Genomic DNA, 21,078 nt, shown 5'->3' with positions numbered 1-21,078 from the left:
AATAAATACTTGTAAAAACCTTGAATTCATAATATAATCTTGTAAAATGCTGTTTTTAACTATATTTTAAGAATTTTTACTTAAAGTATATTGATTTATAAATATTACATTTAAATTAAGGAGGTTTATTTTTTATTTTTCAAAGAAGGAAAAATAAAAAAGAACAAAAAATGAAAAAAAAATTAGTAGCATTATTTATGAGTTTATTTTTGTTAGGAGCTTGTGGCTCAGAGAAAGGTAATGAAAATAAACCAATCAATTCTAATAAAGTTGTTGTTAGAATAACTCAGGATCCTGATTTCTTAGATCCTCACAAAGCTGTTGCTGCTGCAACAGGAGAAATTTTGTTTAATGTATTTGAAGGACTTATAAAAATTGATGCAAATGGTGATCTTTACCCTGCACTTGCAGAATCTTATAAAGTTTCTAACGATCATCTTACTTATACTTTTAAAATTAGAAAAGGAGTTCAATTTCAAAATGGAATTGAATTAACCCCTGAATTAGTTAAAAAATCTTATGACAGATTTTTAGATGACAATTTTCCTGCCAATAGAGTTGCAACTGAATTTAAAAAAATCTCTAAATCTATCGAAGTTAAAAATGATAACGTTATATTTACTTTAAAAAAAGTAAATGGTAGTGGCTTAGCTGCTTTTATAGTTGGAGTTGTTTATGATGATGGACATAAAATTTATGGAACTGGTCCTTACTTTATTGATGAATATTTACCTGGAGAAAAGGTTACTGTTAAAAAATTCAATAACTATTGGAACATTAATCAAGTTGGAAATGCAGAAATTGTTGATTTTAAAATAATAAAAGATAACCAAAGTGCTATAATGGCTTTCCAAATGGGCGAAGTAAATATTATTCATAGACTTTTTTCTGGATATGAAGATATGATTGGAGAAAACGGAAAACTAATCAAAGGAGAACAAAATCTTGTTCAACTTTTAGCTATTAATAATAAGGTAGAACCTTTAAATAACTTAAAAGTAAGACAAGCTATTCAATATGCCATTGATAAACAAGAAATTATTGAAGGAGCTTCTCTTGGAGAAGGGAGTATTGTTGGTAGTGCTTGTAGTCCTGTTGTAAAATCTATTTACAATAAAAATACTGAGCATCTTTATTCTCATAATATTGAGAAAGCTAGAGAACTTTTAAAAGAAGCTGGATACCCTAATGGATTTGAATTAACATTAAAAGCTCCTTCTAACTACCAAGTTCATGTTGATAGTTCTCAAATTATAAAAGAACAATTAGCAAAAATTGGAATAATTGTAAATATTCAAGAAATTGAATGGGGAACTTGGCTTTCTAATGTCTATAAAAATAGAAATTATCAGTTAACTGTTATTGGTTTTGAAGGAAAACCTTCTCCTTATACTATTTTTAGTAGGTACATGTCTAAAGATAAAAGAAATATGGTTAACTTTTCTAATGAGAAATATGATGAAATTTTAAATAAAATTTCTATGGAAAATAATGAAAATGAAAAAGTTATTCTTTTTAAAGAAGCTCAAAATATTTTAACTAAAAATGTTGCCTCTGTATTTTTACAAGCACCTAATTACATTGTTGCTATCAATAAAAATATTGATGGATTTAAAATATATCCTTGTTATGTTTTAGATTTATCTTTACTTAATATAAGAAAATAGGAGAATATCATGTTTTTAACAAAAAAAATTATTTCTTCATTTTTAACTTTATTTTTAGTATCTTTAATTAGTTTTACTGTTCTTAAAGTAATCCCTGGAGATCCTCTTCTTTCTAAATTAGGAGTTGAGGCTACTGAACAACAAATTGAAATTTTAAATAAAGAACTAGGATTAGATAAACCTAAACATTTAGCTTATATTGAATGGATAAGTGATGTTAGTAAGGGGGATATGGGAGAATCTATTCGTTTTTCTGTTCCTGTAAACACACTTATAAAAAAAAGAATGGGAATAACTATGAATTTAGCACTTCTAGCAATGGGAATAACTATTGCTATAGGTTTTCCTTTAGGACTTTTTTCAGCTATGATTAATAAAAAAAGAGGTTCCGACGTTATTTCAACCTTAAATATGATTGGAGTTTCCATCCCTTCATTTTGGAGTGGACTTATTTTAATGATGGTTTTTGGAGTTTATTTTAAAGTTTCATTTAAAACAGTTTCTCTTTTATTACCCGCTTTAACTCTTGCTATCTCTAGAATTTCAATTACTTCTATATATCTAAAAAATATTATATTAGAAGAACTTAATAAAGATTATGTTAAAGCAGCTATAGCCAAAGGACGAAATAAAAATAGTGTTATATTAACTGATGTTTTAAGAAATATAATGTTGCCTATGATTACTATCATTTCTGGACTTTTTGTAAAAATACTAGCGGGAAGTGTTATTGTTGAAAGTTTGTTCAATTTACCAGGTTTAGGAAACCTTATGGTATTTGCAGTTGAAAATAGAGATTTTCCTGTAGTTCAAGCTTTAGTTTTATATAGTGCCATTATTGTGATTTTAGTAAATTTATTTACTGATTTATTATATTGCTATGTCGATCCTAGAATAAAATTATCTTAAGGAGATACTCTTAGTTATGAAAAAAATAAATAAAAATCTTCTCATAGGTGTTGGATTTTTTATAACCTTAGCGGTTATTATTATTTTAACAAAATTATTTAGCCCCTATGATGTTACTCAAATAAATATTTCTAATAAACTTACTTCACCTTCTCTTAGCCATTTTTTTGGAACAGATAAATTTGGTAGAGATATTTTTACAAGAATTATGGAAGGGGGTAAAATTGCTTTATATGTTGGGATTTTATCCATTTTTATAGGATTACTAGTTGGTTGTTCTCTTGGAATGTATTCTGGCTATATGGGAGGACGTATCGATGAATTTATCATGAGAATAATTGATGCTTTTATGTCTTTTCCTGGAATATTATTAGCTCTTATGATAATTACTGCATTTGGAGCTGGAACTACTAATACTATAATTGTTATTGGAATTATCAATATTCCTCATTTCACAAGACTTGCTAGAGGAGAAACTTTAAAAGAAAAGGAAAAAAATTATACTCTTTCAGCTATTACTAGAGGAGCTGGAACATTTTGGATAATAAAAAATTATGTTTTTCCTAATATTCGAGGAAAAATAATTATTTCTACAACATTATCTTTCGGTGTCTCTATTTTAACTGAAGCATCTTTAAGTTATCTTGGACTTGGAGTTCAAGCTCCTTATCCAAGCTGGGGCTCAATGCTTAGAGAGGCTCAAATATATTTTGTTACTTCGCCATGGTATGCTCTTTTTCCAGGACTATTTATTACTTTAACAATTTACTCTAGTAATTTACTTGGAGAATATTTTAGAGAAAAATATAATTCAAAAGGATAGGATTAAATATGAAATTACTTGATATAAAAAATTTAAACATTACTGTCGATGATAATAACAGTGAGTTAAATCTTGTACATGATTTAAATTTTCACGTAAAAAAGGGTGAAATTTTTGGAATTGTTGGAGAATCTGGATGTGGTAAATCTATTACAACTAAATCTATAATGAGATTATTAGAACCAAGATTCCATTCCTCTGGAACAATTTGTTATTTAGGAAAAAATTTATTATCTATTTCTGAAAAAGAAATGTGTAAAATGAGAGGCAAAAATATTAGTATTGTTTTCCAAGATGCTTTAAGTGCTTTAAATCCTTTAAAAAAAATAGGAAAACAATTACATGAAACTTTAAAAATTCATATAAAAAATTTAAATAAAAAAGATAGAGAAAAAAAGATTTTTGAAACTCTAGAAGAATGTGATATATATAATCCTGAGGAAACTTGTAAAAAATATCCACATGAACTTTCAGGAGGTCAAAGGCAAAGAATTCTCATAGCTATGGCAGTCATTTGTGAACCTTGTCTTATTATCTGTGATGAATCTACAACTGCACTTGATCTAAGAACTCAACTTAGAGTTATCAAACTTTTAAAAAAATTAAACAAAGAAAAAAATATGACTATTATGTTTGTTTCTCATGATATTGCTTTAATTGAATCAATTTGTGATAGAGTTATGGTTATGTATGCTGGAAGAAGTGTTGAAATTATAGAAGGCTCTTTAAAAAAAGCTTTACATCCTTATACTAGAGCTCTTTATAGTATGCTTTTTAGTATGGAGGATAAAAACAAGCTATTACCTTATGTTGTTGGTACTATTATAGAACCTGCAAAAAGAAATTTTAATAAATGTTTCTTTGGTAATAGATGTAAATATTTTAATAATTGCAAAGAAAATGATTTGTATGAAATTGAAGAAAATCACTTCGTTGCTTGTGAAAAGGTGATTAATGATGCTATTAAAAGTAAATAATATTAATAAACACTATAATGAAAAACATGTCCTTAAAAATGTTTCTTTTGAAATTCAAAAAGGTGAAATTTATGGATTAGTTGGAGAATCTGGATGTGGTAAATCAACTACTGCTAAAGTTTTAATAGGACTAACTGATAAAGATAATGGAGAAATTATCTTTAATAATAAAACTATGTGCCAAAAAGGTGCCCGAACATCTAAAAAAATTCAAATGGTTTTTCAAGATCCTAATTCTTCTTTAAATCCAATGAAAAATATCAAATGGATATTAGAAGAACCTTTTAAATTACATAAAATTAAAGATAAAAAAATTATTTCAAATAAAATATTAGAAATGTTAGATATGGCTAATTTAAGCTCAGATGTTTTGAAAAAATATCCCTATGAAATGAGTGGAGGACAAAAACAAAAAATTGCAATTATACTTGCTTTACTTTCTAATCCTACTCTTTTAATTGCAGATGAGGCAGTTTCTTCTTTAGATTTATCTGGACAAGCAAGTATATTAAATTTTTTTAAAAAACTTCAAGAAGAATTAAAACTTTCATATCTTTTTATTTCCCATGATTTAAGAGTTGTTTATCATATGTGCGATCGTATAGGAGTTATGAGACATGGAGAAATTGTAGAAGAAGGAACTCCTGAGGAGATTTATTCTAATCCTAAACATGATTATACTAAAGCTTTACTTAGAGCTCTTCCTAGTTCTCCAGAATTTATGAAAGAATTAAAAAATATATAAATATATTTGTTTATCAGGAGGTTTATATGGAAAATAAAAATTTAACAAAAATTATTAATTTAATTAAAAGAAACATTTCTTTATGTGATTTAGGATATTTATATGCTCATAATGGTTATGATAATGAACGTTATCAAGAATTAAAAGACATTAATCTAGAATTGCTTGAACTTCTTACTACAACCAATCTAAAAGAATTATGTAATTTTTATTTACCTATTAAAGAATATCCTACTCCTAAAATTGAAGTAAGAGGACTTTTATTTGATGAAGATAATAATATTCTTATGGTTGAAGAAAAATTGGATAAAGGTAAATGGTCTATTCCTGGAGGATGGGCTGACATAGGATTTTCTCCTAAAGAAATGATAATTAAAGAAATGAAAGAAGAAACTGGACTTAATGTTAAAGTTGTTAGAGTTCTTGCTATTTTAGATAAAAAGTTCTACGATCATCCTGAAGAACCTTTTTATACTTATAAAATTATTTTTTTATGTGAAAAAATTGCAGGAAATTTAAAAAATACTTTTGATATTGAAGATGTTAAATTCTTTCCTTTAGATTCTCTTCCACCATTATCAAAAGCTAGAATTTTAAAAGAGCAAATAAATTTAATTTATAAATTAGCAAAAGAAAATAATTCTAAAATTTATTGCGATTAAAAAAGAGGAATGTTTAAATTCCTCTTTTTTTTTATTTAAAATATTTAATTAATAACTCATCAAATTTTCCATTTTCTTTTAAAACTTTTATTGCTAAATTAACATCTTCTAATAATCCTTCATCTGTTTTTCTTATTGCTATTGCGTAATCTTCTGCTTCTCCTTTTCCTTCTGCTAATTTTAAATTATTATTCTTTTTAATATAATTATTAGCTGTTTCTGAATCTAAAACAACAGCATCAATTTTATTAGATTGTAACGCCATTATTCCTGCAAAAGCTGCATTAAATTTTTCTGAAGAATATCCCATTTCTGTAACCACAAAATCTCCTGTAAATCCTAACATAACTCCTATTTTCTTATTTTTTAAATCTTCAAATCCTTTAATATCTTCGTTGCTTTTATTCAAAACAATTACTTGATTGGCAGAATAATAAGGATCTGAAAAATTAACTGTCTTTTTTCTGTCTTCTGTTGCTGTCATTCCAGCAATTATTAAATCTACTTTTTTAGTTTGTAATGCTGGAATTAATCCATCAAAGGCCATATCTTTCATAACTATTTCCTTTCCCATTACTTTTCCTATTTCTTCTATAAGATCAACATCAAAACCTACCATTTCACCTTTTTCTAAATACTCGAATGGTGGAAACTCTGCATTCGTTCCTACATAAATCTTATTTGATCCAAAACTAACCGTAAACAAAATCAATGATAATATAACTAATAATATTTTTTTCATAAACTTCCTCCTATTTATTTTAATTAACGATTTAAAACTTTGTTTAAAAATTCTTTTGTTCTTTCATGAGTCGGATTATTAAATATAACCTCTGGAGAACTATCTTCAAGTATAGTTCCTTGATCCATAAAAAATACTCTATCTGCTACACTTTTTGCAAATCCCATTTCATGAGTAACAACAATCATTGTCATTCCTTCTAATGCTAATGCTCTCATAACATCCAAAACTTCCTTTATCATCTCTGGATCTAAAGCTGATGTAGGCTCATCAAATAGAATAACTGAAGGATCCATGGCTAATGCTCTTGCTATGGCAATTCTTTGTTTCTGACCGCCTGATAACTGATTAGGATAACTGTTAGCTTTATCTTTAAGTCCTACTTTATCCAATAAGTAATATGCTTTTTTTTCTATCTCTTCTTTATTCATATTTTTTATTTTCATAGGAGCTAAAGTTAAATTTTCTAAAACTGTTTTATGTGGAAATAAATTAAAATGTTGAAAAACCATTCCTACATTTTCTCTAATTTTATTTATATCCGTTTTATCATCCATCAGGTCTTTTCCTTGAATATAAATACTACCTTTTGTTGGTTCTTCTAATTTATTTAAACATCTTAAAAAAGTTGATTTCCCACTTCCTGAAGGACCTATAACTGCAATAACCTCTCCTTTATTTATATCAACTGAAATATCTTTTAAAACTTCCAATTTACCATAACTTTTATATAAATTTTTTATTTTAATCACTTATCTTCATCCCCTTTTCTACTTTTCTCATTAACTTAGTAAATAAACCTGTCATTATTAAATAAATAATTCCTACTGCAATTAATGGTTCTACACCTCTATAAGTTTGACTTGTAATTATATTAGCTGAACGTAATAAATCTACTCCACCTATAAATCCTACAATTGATGTTTCTTTTAATAAAGTAATAAATTCACTCACTAATGCTGGTAAAATTTTCTTTATTGCTTGAGGAATTATAATTTCCTTCATGGCTACTGAATATGGCATTCCTAATGCTCTTGCTGCTTCCATCTGCCCTTTATCAAGCCCTTCTATTCCAGCTCTTATAATTTCACAAACATAAGCTCCTGAATTTATTCCGAAGGATAATGACGCAATTAAAAATACTGGCATATCTCTAAACCCTGCAAAAACTATATTTGCTAAAACCATTAACTGGACAACTGCTGGAGTTCCTCTTATTAAATCTGTATAAAATATAGCCAACCATTCCAAAGGATTAAAATCTCTTAATTTTTTATCTTTACTTTTCTTAAAAGGATGAAAATTAGATATTCTCATCAAAGCTGCTAAAATTCCTAACATAACTCCTAATATTGCCGCAACTAATGTTACGCCAACAGAAAATCTAAGTCCTTTTAAGATATACATATATCTTTCACCATTAATAAAAATTTCTTTTAATACTTTTAAATATTCCACAATTTTTCCTCCAATTTATTTATTCTAATGATTTTACACCTTATTAATAAAAAAGTCTAGTTTAAAAACTAGACTAATATCTTATAAAATAAAAACCAATAGTTAAACTATTGGTTAATAAATCTATTTTATGCTCATAGGAAAACCCTAATCTTTACAGAAAATTTAAGATATTATTTAGCCAAGTCAAAAGGAAACGACATATTTTGTTCGTTTTAAAATTTCCTATTCCTTTGTCTCCTTAGATTAAATATCATAGTTTTCTCCTTATTTTCTTTTTTAATGATTAAATGTTATCAAAAATAATTAAAAATGTCAACTATTAATTTAAAAGTTCCTTAAAACCTTCTCCTAGAACTTCTGAAACATCCGTTATATACATAAAAGCTTTATTATCTAGTGATCTAACTATTCTTTTAACTGTAGAAATATCATAAATACTTACAATACAACTAATCATTTCTTTTGATTCATAAGTGTAACCACCCTTAACAGGAATTATTGTTGTTCCTCTCTGTGTTTCTTGCATAATTCTATCCTTTATTTGAAAGGAATTTTTAGAAATTATAGTGATTGCTTTAGATTTTGAAAATCCATCTTGAATTTTATCTATTACTTTAGTAGAAATAAACATTCCTACTAAAGTATACATAAATATTTCTTTTCCAAACAATAATCCTAAAGCTGATAAAATAATTAAATCTATTGCTAAAAAACCTTTTCCAACAGAAATATCCCAAAATTTATTTAAAATTTTAACAATTATATCTGTACCACCACTAGATCCACCTGAAGCAAACATTATTCCTAATCCAACTCCTGCCAATATTCCTCCAAAAACAGCTGCCATAAATTTATCATCCATCGGCCCTAAATAACTTGAAAGAACTTTAAAAGCAACTGAAGTTACTATAGTTCCATATAAAGTTTTTAAAATAAACTCTCCTCCAATTAATTTATAACCAATTATTATTAAAGGTATATTTATAATTCCATATGTTAGCCCTATATCAAAATTAAACAAATAATGTAAAATAATTGATACTCCTGTTACTCCTCCATCAGCAAAATTATTTCCTACAAAAAAATAATTTATTCCAAAAGCATACACAAAGGCCCCTATAGTCATTAACAAAACATCTTTAATTATTTCTTTTTTCATTTTAATTTCTCCTTAAATATCTTGACTAGCTGCCATTAAAAAAGGAACGACTTGTTTTTTACGAGAAACTACTCCTTCCAACCAAACTAAATTGTCTTTTATTTTAACTTCAAATGCTTTTTCAACTATATTTTTATTTCCACCTATTATTAAAGCATATGAACCTGATTTTATTATATCTGTTATTAATAATATTGAAAGATTATAATCATTATTTAAATTAACTTCTGCCATTGTTTTTTCTAAATCTTTTTGTTTTTCTAAAACACCATCAATATCAACTGTATTTATTTGTGAAATAGCAATTTTTAAACTATTCATTTTAAATTCTTTTAGATCAGCTACTAATATTTCAAAAGAAGATAAATCTGAAGTTGAAGTTCCTGCTATAAGCATATCCATTCCATATTTTTTATAGTCTTCTACTCCACTTAATTTTGATAATTCATTTACTGCTTCCATATCTTTCTTAGTACATGTTGGTGATTTAAACATTAATGTATCTGAAATAATTGCACTCAACATCAAACCTGCAATTTCTTTTGATGGTTTTATTTTATGTTCTTTAAACAAGCCATAAACTATTGTACAAGTTGATCCTACTATTTCAGCTTTTATTTTAACTGGTTCATCTGTAAAGAAATTTCCAAATTTATGATGATCTACAACTTCTAATATTCTAGCATCTTGAAGCCCATCAACTGATTGACTCTTTTCATTATGATCTACTAAAATTACTTTTTTTCTTGTGAAGTTAATCAAATTTTTTGTTCTTATTGTTCCATAAACACTACCATCTTTATTTGTAACTGGGAAATTGGTTTGAGTTGCCTCTTTCATAATATCCCTAATATCATGTAAAAAATCATCAATTTTAAATGAATAGTATTTATTTTTATTTATTAAAGATGAAATAGATAGAGATTGACTTATTAAACTAATAGTTTCAAATAAATTTGCATAAACTTTCATTATTGCACATTCTGATGTAACTCTAGGGCTTATAAAGTCTTGTTTATCACAGGCTACTATAATAACTTTTGCTCCTGCTTTAATCGATCTATCAATTCCATCTGCCATAGATGTTGTTACTACTATATCACCTTGTAAAACCTCGTCTAATTCAGAAATAGCTTTTAAATTTCCTTCAATTACTCCACAAGGATAATTTCCACTTACAATTTCTCCTTTTAATACTCTTTTTAAATTACTATAAGTTGTTGTATATTTCCCAAATAAATCTGAATGTTTTAAATTTAAATATGTATTAGCAATATCTGATATATAAATCATTCCTTTTAATTCTTTTTGTTTGTTTATAACTGGTAAACTTGAAAAATTTTCAGTACTCATAACATCTAACGCAACTCTTAAAGAATCTGAAATAGATAAAGTCTTTTTTTCAACTCTTGTTAAATCAGAAATCTGAGCACTTACTGTTTCCAGTAATCTTGGCTCTTTTATATTAAATCTATCTAAGACATACCTTGTCTCTTTATTTAATTCTCCTAATCTACAAGGTATAGCTTCTAAACCTAATTTCTTTTTCAATTCTGCTAGAGCTATTGATGAACAAATTGAATCTGTATCTGGGTTTTTATGTCCAAAAATTAAAACTGGCTCCATTGTATCACTCCTTTTTATTTTTTATAATACCACGATTAATATTATAACACATAATTTAAATTTTAATATTAATAAAAGATAAAATATGATATAATTTTAAAAGAGAGGTGAGAAATGAAAGAAAACATTGCTCTTATAGGTTTTATGGGAAGTGGTAAAACTACAGTTGGGAGAAACCTAGCTAAAAGTTTAGATATGAAATTTATAGACATTGATAAAGAAATTGTAAAAATTGAAAAAAATTCCATAGATAATATATTTAAAAATAAAGGTGAAGAATACTTTAGAAAATTAGAAAGAGAAATTATTGAAAAAGAATCTAAAGATAATAACATTGTTATTGCAACTGGTGGTGGAGTTATTATCGATAATCATAATATAAAAAAGTTAAAAGAAACTTCCTATGTTGTTTATCTTAATTGCGATGTAGAATGTATCTATGCTAGAGTAAAAGGTAAAAAGCATCGTCCTCTTTTGAATACAGAAGATGTTTATGAAAAAATAAAAGATTTGTATGCAAAGAGAAGATTATTATATGAGATTTCTTGTGATTTTAGTGTATTTATTGATAGTAACACTAATCTTTATGATACTGTTTCAAAAATTAAAAAAAATTATATATTAAGTTAATAAAAAACACTTCTTTATAAAGAAGTGTTTTTTATTTCTTTTACTGCATTTTTTCCAGCAATTCTTCCAAAAGTACCTAAATCAGATAAAGCATTACCTCCTAATCTATTAGTACCATGAATCCCTCCTGTAACTTCCCCTGCAGCATACAATCCCTTTATTATATTTCCATTTTTATCAATTACCTGAGCTTTTTCATTTATTTTTACTCCACCCATAGTATGATGAATTCCTGGAGAAACTTTTACCGCATAATAAGGAGGATTGTCTAACTTTAACGATTTCTTTAAAACTTTATAATTTGTTCCTATATTTTTTGATAATTCTTTTATATTTTTTCCTTTTATAAAATATCCCTTTTCATAATATTTTTTTATTACATTAGAATTGTTATACATTTTTTGGTCTACTATCAGCCAAGCAAATCCACCTTTTTGAGAGATTTCAGCTTTAGAAACAACATCCCTAGTTTCTAATTCATCTACAAAATGTTCCCCTTTATAATTTACTAATAAAGCTCCATCTCCTCTTAAGGATTCTGTAATTAAAGCCCCATCTTCTTGCCTTACTGTAGGATGAATTTGTATTTGATCCATATCTATAAAAGCTATACCTATTTTTTCACCTAAATCAACTACATCCCCTGTTATTGAAGGAGCATTAGTAGTAATATATCCTTTTAATTCCGGCCTATATTTAGATACCAACTTATTATTTGCACTAAATCCCCCCATTGCTAATATTACAGCCTTAGAGTTTACTATTAATTTAGTTCCATCTAATTTTTTAGCCCTCACTCCAACAACTTTTCCTTCCAAAACAATTAAAGATTCTACTTTAGCCCCTGTAATCATCTTTACCCCTAGTTCATTACAATGGTTTATTAATTTTTCAATCATTACTGCTCCAACAGGTAATTTTAAACCATTTTCATCAATAGGTCTATGAGCTCTTCTAATACTAGCCCCTCCCATTTTTCCTACATCTGAAAATATAGCTCCAATAGAATCAAACCATTTTATTGTTTGATTCGAATTATTAACTAATATTTTTACTAGTTTTGGATTATTTAAATTATGCCCTCCTGCCATTGTGTCTTTAAAAAATAATTTTTTTGAATCTTTTATTCCTTTTGCTTTTTGATATTTAGTATTTACTGCATTTATCCCCCCAGTAGCTCTAGCTGTATTTCCGCCTAATAATTTAGCTTTTTCTAAAATTATTACCTTTTTTCCTAATTCTTTAATAGTTGAAGCTGATACCATTCCAGCTCCACCACCACCAACAACTACAACATCTGTGGTTAAAATTTTATTTTTTTTTTGAAATATTTTTTTATTAGGTTTTTTTATTTCATTTTCTTTTAAACCAGATTTTTTCAATGCTTTTCTTAATGCTTTTTTAAATGCATTACTCGTATATGTAGCCCCCGCTATTCCATCCAACTCTATATTTCCTGTATTTTGTACTTCTTTAATTAAAATAGAAAGAGCTTCCTTTGTTATTAATTCTTCCTTTCCTTGAACAAAAGCTACAATTTCTTTTATTCTTTTATCTGAATCTAAAGTTAATTGAACTTCTATTTTACTTTTATAGAGTTTTTCTTTTCCTATATAAGTACCTGGTAAATATTCCTTCTTTCCACAACCAGTTAAAAATACCAAAGATAAAATTAAAATTTTAAATAATTTTATCATTTTATACTCCTTCCTATTTTTACCAAACATTTTGTGAAGCTGCTCCATATCCACAACTTGTTGAATAATATTTTGCATCAATTGGTTTCCCATTATATATCATTACTTTCCCATATGTTGATTTAACCGCTTTTATTGTATCAGTATTAGTATCTATTCTATTATAAACTTGACTATATGTATCATCTCTTACATGGAATCCTTCTTTCTTATACTTTGCTTTTAAATAATCGTTTAAAGCATAAGTTCTCGCTGCTATAGCTTGAGCTTTCAAAGCTTCTAACCCAAAACCTTTAGGCATTTCACTAGGTACAACTTGTACTAAATAATCTTCTAAAAACACTTCATTTATAACTCTTATTCTATGAGAATTTGTCTTAGATAAACGAGTTTCTATTTTCCCTCTATATACAGGATATCTAGTTTTTCTATGAGCTCTTCTTATACTTGTTATTACAAATTTTTTATTTGAACTTTTAAAATTTAACTGTCCTATAGTTTCCACTCTTTTTTTACCATTAACATAAAGAATTTGTCTTCTTCCATTTGCTACTACTTTTATTTTATCTCTTGGAGATAATTTTATTCTCATCCATCCATTCCAAATTTCTGCTCTACTGGTAGAGAACATTGTTAAACTTCTATGATCTAAACTTCCAAATCCTGTTGTAGTAAGTCCTACTCTTATATATTTAGAAATTCCTTTTATCCTATACATATTCTTTATATTAATATCTTTATAATATGTTTTTAATATCCTAGCATAACTATATCCATAATTCTTCGATAGATCATTAGCTCCATATTGAGACATCCCTACTCCATGGCCATAACCTCCACCATAAATATTAAAAGTATTTCCCTTTTTCTCTATTGCTAAAAATCCTGATAATAGTAAGTTAGGATTTTTTAAAGTTACTTTTTTTGAATATTCTCCTGTCCCATTTTTTGACAAATAAACTTTTACTAATCTACCTGTATTTTTTCTATTCAGTCCTAAAACTTTTCTAACTGTATATTCTCCCTTTAATAAATATGTTCCATTAGTTCCTTTTATTAATAGATATGTTATTACTCCTGATTTCCCCCTTTCCATTACAATAATATCTTTTAAAGTTCCTAAACAATTATAATTTAAATTCTTATATATCCATTTTCCATTATATAGTGTGTACACATGGTTATATCTTGATCTTGAAGCTTGTGATAAAGTTTTTCCTATACTTTTACCGTATGAATTTCTATCTATTGAAAAATACCATCTCCAGTAATAAGAATTATCTCCATAACCTTTAACATCTAAATCTTTAAAAAATTTCAAAGTTTTTCTTTCATTATATTTATTTAAAAATTTGCCCGTTCTCATATGACTCGTTGCTTGTAAATAAGGAAGAGTTGAGCCTAATTTCATTTTAGGTTCAGGATAACCATATTTTTCAAAATAAGAAACTCTATTTTCTTGATAAAATTCTTTAGAATTTACATTATATTTTGTTGAACTATTAGAACATCCAATTAAAAATAAAAGCATTATCGTGGCAAAAATTCTATAAATTTTCTTCATATATTACTCCTCATTAATATTTATTTTTTTAGACTTTATTATTTCTCTTACTTTTTCTAATTCTATTTCTGTATCTACTCCTACTATTTGACAATCTGTTTCTAAAACTTTTATTTTATAACCATTTTCTAAAACTCTTAACTGTTCTAAAGATTCTGAAATTTCTAATTTTGTTTGGGGCAACTTAGAATACTCAATTACAAAATCTTTCTTATAACCATAAATCCCTATATGTTTAAAATAATTATTCAAGTTTTCTTTTCTAGGATAAGGAATAACTGATCTAGAAAAATATAATGCATAATCATTTTTGTCTGTTATAACTTTAACACTGTTTGGATTTTTTACTTCCTCCATTGTTTTCAACTTATGTTTTAATGTCCCCATTTTTAAATCTGGTTCATTCTTAAAACAATCTATTAAAGAATTAATCATTTCCTTTTCAATTAATGGTTCATCTCCCTGAATATTTATAATAACATCCATTTTATCTATTTTTTCACAAACTTCTGCTATTCTACTAGTACCATTTTCATGATCCTTTCTCGTCATTATAGCTTTACCACCAAATTTTAAAACTTCATCATAAATTCGGCTATCATCAGTGGCTACCACAACATCATCTAAGTCTGATTTTTTAGCTCTCTTATAAACCCATTCTATCATGGTATATCCACAAATATCCTTTAAAGGTTTCCCTTCTAATCTACTTGATCCAAATCTCGCCGGTATTACTCCTACAAATTTCATTTTACATCCTCCTAGTTTTTGTGTAAAATATACTAAGTTAATCATAACTATTATACTAAAAATATCTGATTTATAAAAGATATTTTATATTTTTATGGAGGTTATTATTTAAATGATATTATATTTTGTTAGACATGGACAAACAATTTGGAATAAAAAAGGAATTTTCCAAGGTATTAAAGATTCTCCTCTTACAGAACTTGGAAGAGAACAGGCTGAAAAGCTTAAAGAAAAACTTAACTCTATTGAATTTACACATTTTTATTCATCACCATTAGGAAGAGCTAAAGAAACATTAGCTATTTTAACTAAAGATAGAATCAATCCTCAAGTAGATACTATCCCAAATTTTAGAGAAATAAATTTAGGAGATATGGAAGGAGTTCCTAAAGAATATTTCCAAAAAATTCATCCTAATCAGTTCTATAATTTTTGGAACGATGGTAAACATTATGATCCTACAGATTTTCACGGTGAAACTTTTCAAAATGTTTACGAAAGAGCGCAAAAAGGTCTTCAAGAATTAATTAAAAAACATAATTCTAAAGACACATTACTTATTGTTTCTCACGGAATCTTACTTGAAGCTATTTTTACTTTCATTAAAAAAGAAGGCATTGAATACTTTGGTGAAAAAAATGTTCCAAAAAATACTAGTTTCACTATTGTAGAATATTGTAAAAATGAATTTAAAATATTGGATTTTTCTAATATTTCACATTTAAAGTAAAAAAGGATTTTTATGGATAATATCAAGGGAATTATACAAATAATACATGGAATGAGTGAGTGTAAAGAAAGGTATAAAGATTTTATAAATTTTTATAAACAAAAAGGTTATATTGTTTTCATTGAGGAACATAAATATCACGGTAAAAAATTTGCTAATAATTTAGGGGCTTTTAATTATGATTTTAATATTCTAATTAAAGATCAAATTGATTTTTCATATAAATTGAAGAAAAAATATCCTGATATACCTATTTATATTTTAGGACATAGCATGGGATCTTTTATAGCTCAAGAACATATGAAAACTTGTTCTTCTATAATAAAAGGTTATATATTAGCTGGATCTTCTTATAAACCTTTTTTTCTTTGGAAATTTGCTAAATATTTTTCTTTAATTTTAGATAAATTTTATAAAAATAAAAAAGCTGATTTAATACATAAAATTATATTTTTAGGTTATGATTCTAAATTTAAAAAAGATAATCTTAAGAATAGTTGGCTTACTAGAAATATTGATTCAATAAAAAATTATAACAAAAATAATTTAACTGGTTTTCCTTATTCTAGTAGTTTTTACAAAGAGTTTTTCTTTTTTTTAGATCAACTTTATATAAAAGAATCTTGTGAAAATATTTCAAAAAATAAACCAATACTTATTATTAGTGGTTCTTTAGATCCTGTTGGTTATTTTGAAAAAAATGTAGTTTCCTTATATAATTATTATTTAAAACAAAATTTTAAAAATTTAACTTTAAAATTTTTTCCAAACTGTAGGCATGAATTACATAACGAAATTAATAATATCGAAATTTTTAATTGGATATTAAATTGGATGAAAAAAGCTGATTATTAATAATCAGCTTTTTATTCTTTAAAAAAACTATGCTTCTTCTATAACTTTTTTAGCTACGTCTTCTGGCATATTTTGATACTTTATAAAATGAAATTCAAAACTTCCTCTACCTTGAGAAATAGCCTTTAAATCTGTTGCATATCCTAAAACTTCTTTATGAGGAACTTCTACAGATATTTTTTGATCTCCGTACTTTAAAGGATCTATTCCCAATATTTTCCCTCTTCTTTTATTCATATCTCCCATAACATCTCCAGTATATTCTTCTGGAATAATTATTTCCATTTTCACAATAGGTTCCAATAATACAGGAGCTGCATCTTCCATAGCTTTTCTAAAAGCTAATATGGCAGCTTGTTTAAAAGAAATCTCATTAGAATCTACAGGATGATAAGATCCATCATAAATAGTAGCTTTATAATTTATCACTGGATAACCTGCTAAAGGACCCTTTTTAGACGCCTCATGTAATCCTTTTTCCACAGCTGGTAAATATTGCTTAGGAACCACTCCTCCCTTAATATGATCTACAAATTCATATTCTCCTGTATAAAGAGGTTCAAACTTTATATACACTTCTCCATATTGTCCTGCTCCTCCAGATTGCTTTTTATGCTTTCCTTGAACAGAAGCTTCCTTTCTAATAGTCTCTCTGTAAGCTATTTTTGGAATTGTTAGTTCTGCTTGTACTTGGAATTTATTATATAATTTGCTTAATACAACTTCTAAATGTTTTTTCCCTTGCCCCCCTAATAAAAGTTCTTTTGTTTCAGCATTTCTAATAACTTCAAGAGTTGGATCTTCTTCTACTAACTTTTGTAAACTTGTACTTATTTTTTCATCATCTGATTTTTTAACAGGTATCACATTCATATATAAGCATGGTTTTGGAAATCTTATATTTTCATAAATAATAGGATTATTTTTATCACATAAAGTATCCCCTGTTTTTACGTCTTGTAATTTTGTTGTCGCTGCTATATCTCCTGCAACAACTTTATCTGTATCTCTTTGTTTTACTCCTCTTACAAAATAAAGATTATTTAATTTTTCCTTCTTATTTTGAGTAGCATTTAAAACTTCCATATCTTTTGTTGCTGTTCCTGTATTTACTTTAAATAAAGAAATTTTACCAATAAAAGGATCCACTATAGTTTTAAATACAAAGGCTGAAAAAGGTTCTTCTTGACTTACTTTTCTTGTAATATCTTCTTTAGTTTCTGGATTTATACCATGTACTAATCCATCATTTGCTTCTGCTGGTGTTGGCATATAATCAAATATCATTTCAAATAGAGTATGAATCCCTATCATATTAGTTGCTGATCCAACTAATACTGGTACTAAATCTCCATTAATAACTCCTTTTCTAAGCCCTTCATGAATTTCTTCAATTGTAAATTCCTCTCCATTGAAATATTTTTCCATAGCTTCTTCACTTGTTTCTGCTACTGCTTCTAAAAGTAAATTCTTAATGCTTTCAAAATCTTCATGTTCTACTAATGGTCTATCCTCACAATGATTTCCTACGTTTATTCTGCATTTATCCTCTACCACATCGATAAATCCATTAAATTTCTCTCCTTCACCTAAAGGAATTGAGAATGGCGCAATCTTTTTCCCAAACTTTTCTTTTAAATTTATTAATATATCTTTATAATTTATTGCTCCCTTATCCATTTTATTTATAAATAATATTCTTGGAATTTTTCTCTCTTCTAATAATCTCCAAGCTTTTTCTGTTCCTACTTCTATACCTGCACTGGCGTCTAAAACTACAACTGCTCCTGCTGCAACTGTCAACGCTGACAAACATTCCCCTGAAAAATCAAAATATCCAGGAGTATCTAAAATATTATAAATATGACCATCATAATCTAAAGATATAGCTGATGTATTTATTGAAAATTTTCTCAATTTTTCTTCATCATCATAATCTGAAATTGTATTTCCTTTATCAATATTTCCTAAATTACTGATTACATTTGCTCTCAATAACAATGATTCAACCAAAGATGTTTTACCAGAACCCCTATGTCCCAAAAAGCTTACGTTTCTTATTTTATCTGTAGTATAATTCTTCATAAAAATAACCCCCTGTAAAAACTTATTTGTAAATATCTTCACTATTGTATATAGCCCATAATTTTAAAATATGCAAGGATTTTTTTATCTTATAAAATTAAAGCAAATAAAAAAAGAGGACTATCTGTCCTCTCAATAATTTATTAATCTAAATTAGTTTAATTTTCCTAATAAAGTTTTTCCAGCTTTGAATTTAACGCTTTTTCTAGCTTCTATTTGAACTTCTTCTCCAGTTTTAGGGTTTCTTCCAATTCTAGGCGCTCTTTCAACAACCTCTAATTTTCCCCATCCTATGAAGTTAATGTTTTCTCCAGCTACTAATGTTTCTTCCATTATATTTAATACTGCTTCTAATTTTCTTTCAGCTTCAGCTTTTGAATTAAATGTTCCTCTTTCAAAAAGTACGTTTGCTAATTCTTTCTTTGTCATCTCTTATTCCTCCAAAATTATTTAATAAAATATCATACAGCCCTCTAGTTATATCATATTTATCAAAGAATTTCAATTATATTTTTGAAGAAATTTTATTTTTGTGTTAAAATCTTAAAATAATACATAATAAAATTTAAGGAGAATACTAATGTCTAAAGAATATTATTTTGATAATTCTGCAACTTCTAATCCGAAACCAGATATAGTGATAGAAAAAGTTACAAATGCTTTGATTAATTTAAATGCTAATCCAGGTAGAAGTGCCTACGATAAAGCTGTTAAAATTAACCGAGAAATTTTTTGTATAAGAGAAAAAATAGCAAATTTTTTCAATATAAACAATCCGCTTCAAATAGCTTTTACTAAAAATGCAAGTGAAAGTCTTAATATGGCCATAAAAGGGTATCCTTTTGAAAATTCTCATATTATAACCTCAGTTTTTGAACATAATTCTGTATTACGACCTCTACATTTTCTAGAGCAAGAAAAAAATGTAGAATTATCCTTTATACTCCCTGAACATTCAAGTGAGTCTTTAAAAAAAAGTATTATTTCTAAAATTAAAAGAAACACTAAAGCTATTATTATTAATCATATTTCTAATGTTACTGGAAATATTTTTGATATAGATATTATTGGAAAAATATGTAAAGATTATGGTCTTTTATTTATTTTAGATGCTTCTCAAAGTGCTGGTTTTTTAGACATTGATGTTTTAAAAAGCAATATTGATATTCTTTGTTTCACTGGACATAAATCATTATTTGGAATCCAAGGAATTGGTGGTATATATATTAATGAAAACACTTCCCTTTCTCCACTTTTAGAAGGTGGAACTGGTAGCTTTTCTAAATTAGAAAGACAGCCCTCAGTTATGCCTGAAGCTCTTGAATGCGGAACATTAAATACTCCTGGAATAATCTCTTTAGGAGCAGGTATTGATTATATTAATTCTATTGGATTAGATAAAATAAGAAATCATGAATCTGAACTTACAAAATTATTTATTGAAAATTTAAAAAATGTTAAAAATTTGATAATTTATGGAGATTTAAAAAAAGATAGAGGCCCTGTAGTTAGTTTAAATATAAAAAATGTTTCTAGTTCAGAATTTTCATCTATTTTAAGTGAAAATTTCAACATTTGCACAAGAAGTGGTTTCCATTGCGCTCCTTTAGCTCATAAATTTTTAGAAACTTATGAAAAAGGAACTGTTAGATTTTCTTTTGGATATAATAATACTGAAGAGGAAATAATTTTTGCAACAAATAAAATAAAAGATATTGCAAATTTTTTCAATAAAAGAAGTTAGAAAATCATTTGATATATATAGATTTCTCTATAATTTTATATTATTTTCAGAAATAATATAAAATTTTTATTGACAAAAATTGTATTATTTGGTATTATATTTCTTGTTCGAGGGGATATAGCTCAGTTTGGGAGAGCGACGCACTTGCACTGCGTAGGTCAGCGGTTCGATCCCGCTTATCTCCACCAAACGTGCCTAGATAGCTCAGTTGGCTAGAGCATACGGTTCATACCCGTACGGTCGATAGTTCGA

20 protein-coding genes and 1 tRNA gene are annotated in these 21,078 nt (G+C 26.8%); 11 read left to right on the top strand and 10 right to left on the bottom strand.

Going from position 1 to position 21,078, the window contains the following annotated elements:
* Nucleotides 1-170 precede the first annotated feature (170 nt).
* Genes Q7K47_08580 through Q7K47_08555 form a run of 6 tightly spaced genes read left to right on the top strand, consistent with a single transcriptional unit; the run spans nt 171 to nt 5,783 of the window.
* Nucleotides 171-1,667, top strand: a complete 1,497-nt coding sequence (locus Q7K47_08580) for an ABC transporter substrate-binding protein (GenBank protein MDP0507254.1) — start codon at nt 171-173, stop codon at nt 1,665-1,667.
* A gap of 9 nt (nt 1,668-1,676) precedes the next feature.
* Nucleotides 1,677-2,576: an ABC transporter permease gene (locus Q7K47_08575; protein MDP0507253.1), complete on the top strand. Its 900-nt coding sequence runs from the start codon at nt 1,677-1,679 to the stop codon at nt 2,574-2,576.
* Nucleotides 2,577-2,592: 16 nt separating this feature from the next.
* Entirely contained in the window at nt 2,593-3,399 is an 807-nt protein-coding gene (locus Q7K47_08570; protein ID MDP0507252.1) for an ABC transporter permease, read from the top strand.
* An 8-nt stretch (nt 3,400-3,407) separates the two neighbouring features.
* The gene (locus Q7K47_08565; GenBank protein MDP0507251.1) at nt 3,408-4,376 is read left to right on the top strand and encodes an ABC transporter ATP-binding protein; all 969 of its coding nucleotides are present in this window, start codon (nt 3,408-3,410) and stop codon (nt 4,374-4,376) included.
* Complete coding sequence (locus Q7K47_08560) at nt 4,357-5,121, top strand: ATP-binding cassette domain-containing protein (GenBank protein MDP0507250.1); 765 nt, start codon at nt 4,357-4,359, stop codon at nt 5,119-5,121. The genes Q7K47_08565 and Q7K47_08560 overlap by 20 nt, the downstream gene beginning before the upstream one ends.
* Nucleotides 5,122-5,147: 26 nt before the next feature.
* Nucleotides 5,148-5,783 (top strand): NUDIX hydrolase N-terminal domain-containing protein, encoded by a 636-nt coding sequence (locus tag Q7K47_08555; protein MDP0507249.1) that lies wholly within the window; start codon nt 5,148-5,150, stop codon nt 5,781-5,783.
* A 31-nt stretch (nt 5,784-5,814) separates the two neighbouring features.
* Here Q7K47_08555 and Q7K47_08550 read toward each other — a convergent pair whose 3' ends face one another.
* The 5 genes from Q7K47_08550 to Q7K47_08530 all read right to left on the bottom strand — a co-directional run bounded on the left by Q7K47_08550 (nt 5,815) and on the right by Q7K47_08530 (nt 10,771).
* Nucleotides 5,815-6,525, bottom strand: a complete 711-nt coding sequence (locus Q7K47_08550) for a basic amino acid ABC transporter substrate-binding protein (GenBank protein MDP0507248.1) — start codon at nt 6,523-6,525, stop codon at nt 5,815-5,817.
* 23 nt (nt 6,526-6,548) lie between these two features.
* Complete coding sequence (locus tag Q7K47_08545) at nt 6,549-7,277, bottom strand: amino acid ABC transporter ATP-binding protein (protein MDP0507247.1); 729 nt, start codon at nt 7,275-7,277, stop codon at nt 6,549-6,551.
* Entirely contained in the window at nt 7,270-7,983 is a 714-nt protein-coding gene (locus Q7K47_08540) for an amino acid ABC transporter permease (protein ID MDP0507246.1), read from the bottom strand. Before Q7K47_08540 ends, Q7K47_08545 begins: the two co-directional genes overlap by 8 nt.
* A gap of 322 nt (nt 7,984-8,305) precedes the next feature.
* Nucleotides 8,306-9,145 (bottom strand): YitT family protein, encoded by an 840-nt coding sequence (locus Q7K47_08535; GenBank protein MDP0507245.1) that lies wholly within the window; start codon nt 9,143-9,145, stop codon nt 8,306-8,308.
* Between the two features lie 12 nt (nt 9,146-9,157).
* The gene (locus Q7K47_08530) at nt 9,158-10,771 is read right to left on the bottom strand and encodes a putative manganese-dependent inorganic diphosphatase (protein MDP0507244.1); all 1,614 of its coding nucleotides are present in this window, start codon (nt 10,769-10,771) and stop codon (nt 9,158-9,160) included.
* A 114-nt stretch (nt 10,772-10,885) separates the two neighbouring features.
* Here Q7K47_08530 and Q7K47_08525 point away from each other — a divergent pair, with 114 nt between their 5' ends.
* Entirely contained in the window at nt 10,886-11,401 is a 516-nt protein-coding gene (locus Q7K47_08525) for a shikimate kinase (protein ID MDP0507243.1), read from the top strand.
* Between the two features lie 14 nt (nt 11,402-11,415).
* Here the strand turns inward: Q7K47_08525 and Q7K47_08520 are convergent, their stop codons facing one another.
* The 3 genes from Q7K47_08520 to kdsB are packed head-to-tail and all read right to left on the bottom strand — an operon-like array spanning nt 11,416 to nt 15,412.
* Nucleotides 11,416-13,098, bottom strand: a complete 1,683-nt coding sequence (locus Q7K47_08520) for a flavocytochrome c (protein ID MDP0507242.1) — start codon at nt 13,096-13,098, stop codon at nt 11,416-11,418.
* A 19-nt stretch (nt 13,099-13,117) separates the two neighbouring features.
* Nucleotides 13,118-14,662 carry a SpoIID/LytB domain-containing protein gene (locus tag Q7K47_08515; GenBank protein ID MDP0507241.1) on the bottom strand — a complete coding sequence of 515 codons (1,545 nt, stop codon included), beginning with the start codon at nt 14,660-14,662 and terminating at the stop codon, nt 13,118-13,120.
* 3 nt (nt 14,663-14,665) lie between these two features.
* A complete protein-coding gene (kdsB, locus tag Q7K47_08510; GenBank protein MDP0507240.1) occupies nt 14,666-15,412 on the bottom strand; it encodes a 3-deoxy-manno-octulosonate cytidylyltransferase in 747 nt (248 codons plus the stop codon).
* 112 nt (nt 15,413-15,524) lie between these two features.
* Between kdsB and Q7K47_08505 the strand changes: the two genes are divergently transcribed.
* A complete protein-coding gene (locus Q7K47_08505; protein ID MDP0507239.1) occupies nt 15,525-16,142 on the top strand; it encodes a histidine phosphatase family protein in 618 nt (205 codons plus the stop codon).
* Nucleotides 16,143-16,154: 12 nt separating this feature from the next.
* Entirely contained in the window at nt 16,155-16,997 is an 843-nt protein-coding gene (locus Q7K47_08500) for an alpha/beta hydrolase (protein ID MDP0507238.1), read from the top strand.
* A 27-nt stretch (nt 16,998-17,024) separates the two neighbouring features.
* On the opposite strand, the gene fusA is transcribed toward Q7K47_08500, so the two are convergent.
* Nucleotides 17,025-19,082, bottom strand: a complete 2,058-nt coding sequence (gene fusA, locus Q7K47_08495) for an elongation factor G (protein ID MDP0507237.1) — start codon at nt 19,080-19,082, stop codon at nt 17,025-17,027.
* Nucleotides 19,083-19,235: 153 nt separating this feature from the next.
* Nucleotides 19,236-19,511: an HU family DNA-binding protein gene (locus tag Q7K47_08490; GenBank protein MDP0507236.1), complete on the bottom strand. Its 276-nt coding sequence runs from the start codon at nt 19,509-19,511 to the stop codon at nt 19,236-19,238.
* A 151-nt stretch (nt 19,512-19,662) separates the two neighbouring features.
* Between Q7K47_08490 and Q7K47_08485 the strand changes: the two genes are divergently transcribed.
* Entirely contained in the window at nt 19,663-20,826 is a 1,164-nt protein-coding gene (locus Q7K47_08485; GenBank protein MDP0507235.1) for an aminotransferase class V-fold PLP-dependent enzyme, read from the top strand.
* 111 nt (nt 20,827-20,937) lie between these two features.
* A tRNA-Ala gene (locus tag Q7K47_08480) sits at nt 20,938-21,014 on the top strand.
* Nucleotides 21,015-21,078: the final 64 nt, after the last annotated feature.

The organism is Fusobacterium sp. JB019, from assembly GCA_030673965.1.
In the GTDB taxonomy this organism is placed as follows: Bacteria; Fusobacteriota; Fusobacteriia; order Fusobacteriales; family Fusobacteriaceae; genus Fusobacterium_B.
This window is presented reverse-complemented; position numbering and strand designations above follow the sequence as displayed.

What these genes read in the sequence shown, in the direction of transcription:
- Q7K47_08580 (MDP0507254.1), top strand. Translation starts at nt 171, where the DNA reads ATGAAAAAAAAATTAGTAGCATTATTTATGAGTTTATTTTTGTTAGGA.
- Q7K47_08575 (MDP0507253.1), top strand. Translation starts at nt 1,677, where the DNA reads ATGTTTTTAACAAAAAAAATTATTTCTTCATTTTTAACTTTATTTTTA.
- Q7K47_08570 (MDP0507252.1), top strand. Translation starts at nt 2,593, where the DNA reads ATGAAAAAAATAAATAAAAATCTTCTCATAGGTGTTGGATTTTTTATA.
- Q7K47_08565 (MDP0507251.1), top strand. Translation starts at nt 3,408, where the DNA reads ATGAAATTACTTGATATAAAAAATTTAAACATTACTGTCGATGATAAT.
- Q7K47_08560 (MDP0507250.1), top strand. Translation starts at nt 4,357, where the DNA reads ATGCTATTAAAAGTAAATAATATTAATAAACACTATAATGAAAAACAT.
- Q7K47_08555 (MDP0507249.1), top strand. Translation starts at nt 5,148, where the DNA reads ATGGAAAATAAAAATTTAACAAAAATTATTAATTTAATTAAAAGAAAC.
- Q7K47_08550 (MDP0507248.1), bottom strand. Translation starts at nt 6,525, where the DNA reads ATGAAAAAAATATTATTAGTTATATTATCATTGATTTTGTTTACGGTT.
- Q7K47_08535 (MDP0507245.1), bottom strand. Translation starts at nt 9,145, where the DNA reads ATGAAAAAAGAAATAATTAAAGATGTTTTGTTAATGACTATAGGGGCC.
- Q7K47_08530 (MDP0507244.1), bottom strand. Translation starts at nt 10,771, where the DNA reads ATGGAGCCAGTTTTAATTTTTGGACATAAAAACCCAGATACAGATTCA.
- Q7K47_08525 (MDP0507243.1), top strand. Translation starts at nt 10,886, where the DNA reads ATGAAAGAAAACATTGCTCTTATAGGTTTTATGGGAAGTGGTAAAACT.
- Q7K47_08520 (MDP0507242.1), bottom strand. Translation starts at nt 13,098, where the DNA reads ATGATAAAATTATTTAAAATTTTAATTTTATCTTTGGTATTTTTAACT.
- Q7K47_08515 (MDP0507241.1), bottom strand. Translation starts at nt 14,662, where the DNA reads ATGAAGAAAATTTATAGAATTTTTGCCACGATAATGCTTTTATTTTTA.
- kdsB (MDP0507240.1), bottom strand. Translation starts at nt 15,412, where the DNA reads ATGAAATTTGTAGGAGTAATACCGGCGAGATTTGGATCAAGTAGATTA.
- Q7K47_08505 (MDP0507239.1), top strand. Translation starts at nt 15,525, where the DNA reads ATGATATTATATTTTGTTAGACATGGACAAACAATTTGGAATAAAAAA.
- Q7K47_08500 (MDP0507238.1), top strand. Translation starts at nt 16,155, where the DNA reads ATGGATAATATCAAGGGAATTATACAAATAATACATGGAATGAGTGAG.
- fusA (MDP0507237.1), bottom strand. Translation starts at nt 19,082, where the DNA reads ATGAAGAATTATACTACAGATAAAATAAGAAACGTAAGCTTTTTGGGA.
- Q7K47_08490 (MDP0507236.1), bottom strand. Translation starts at nt 19,511, where the DNA reads ATGACAAAGAAAGAATTAGCAAACGTACTTTTTGAAAGAGGAACATTT.
- Q7K47_08485 (MDP0507235.1), top strand. Translation starts at nt 19,663, where the DNA reads ATGTCTAAAGAATATTATTTTGATAATTCTGCAACTTCTAATCCGAAA.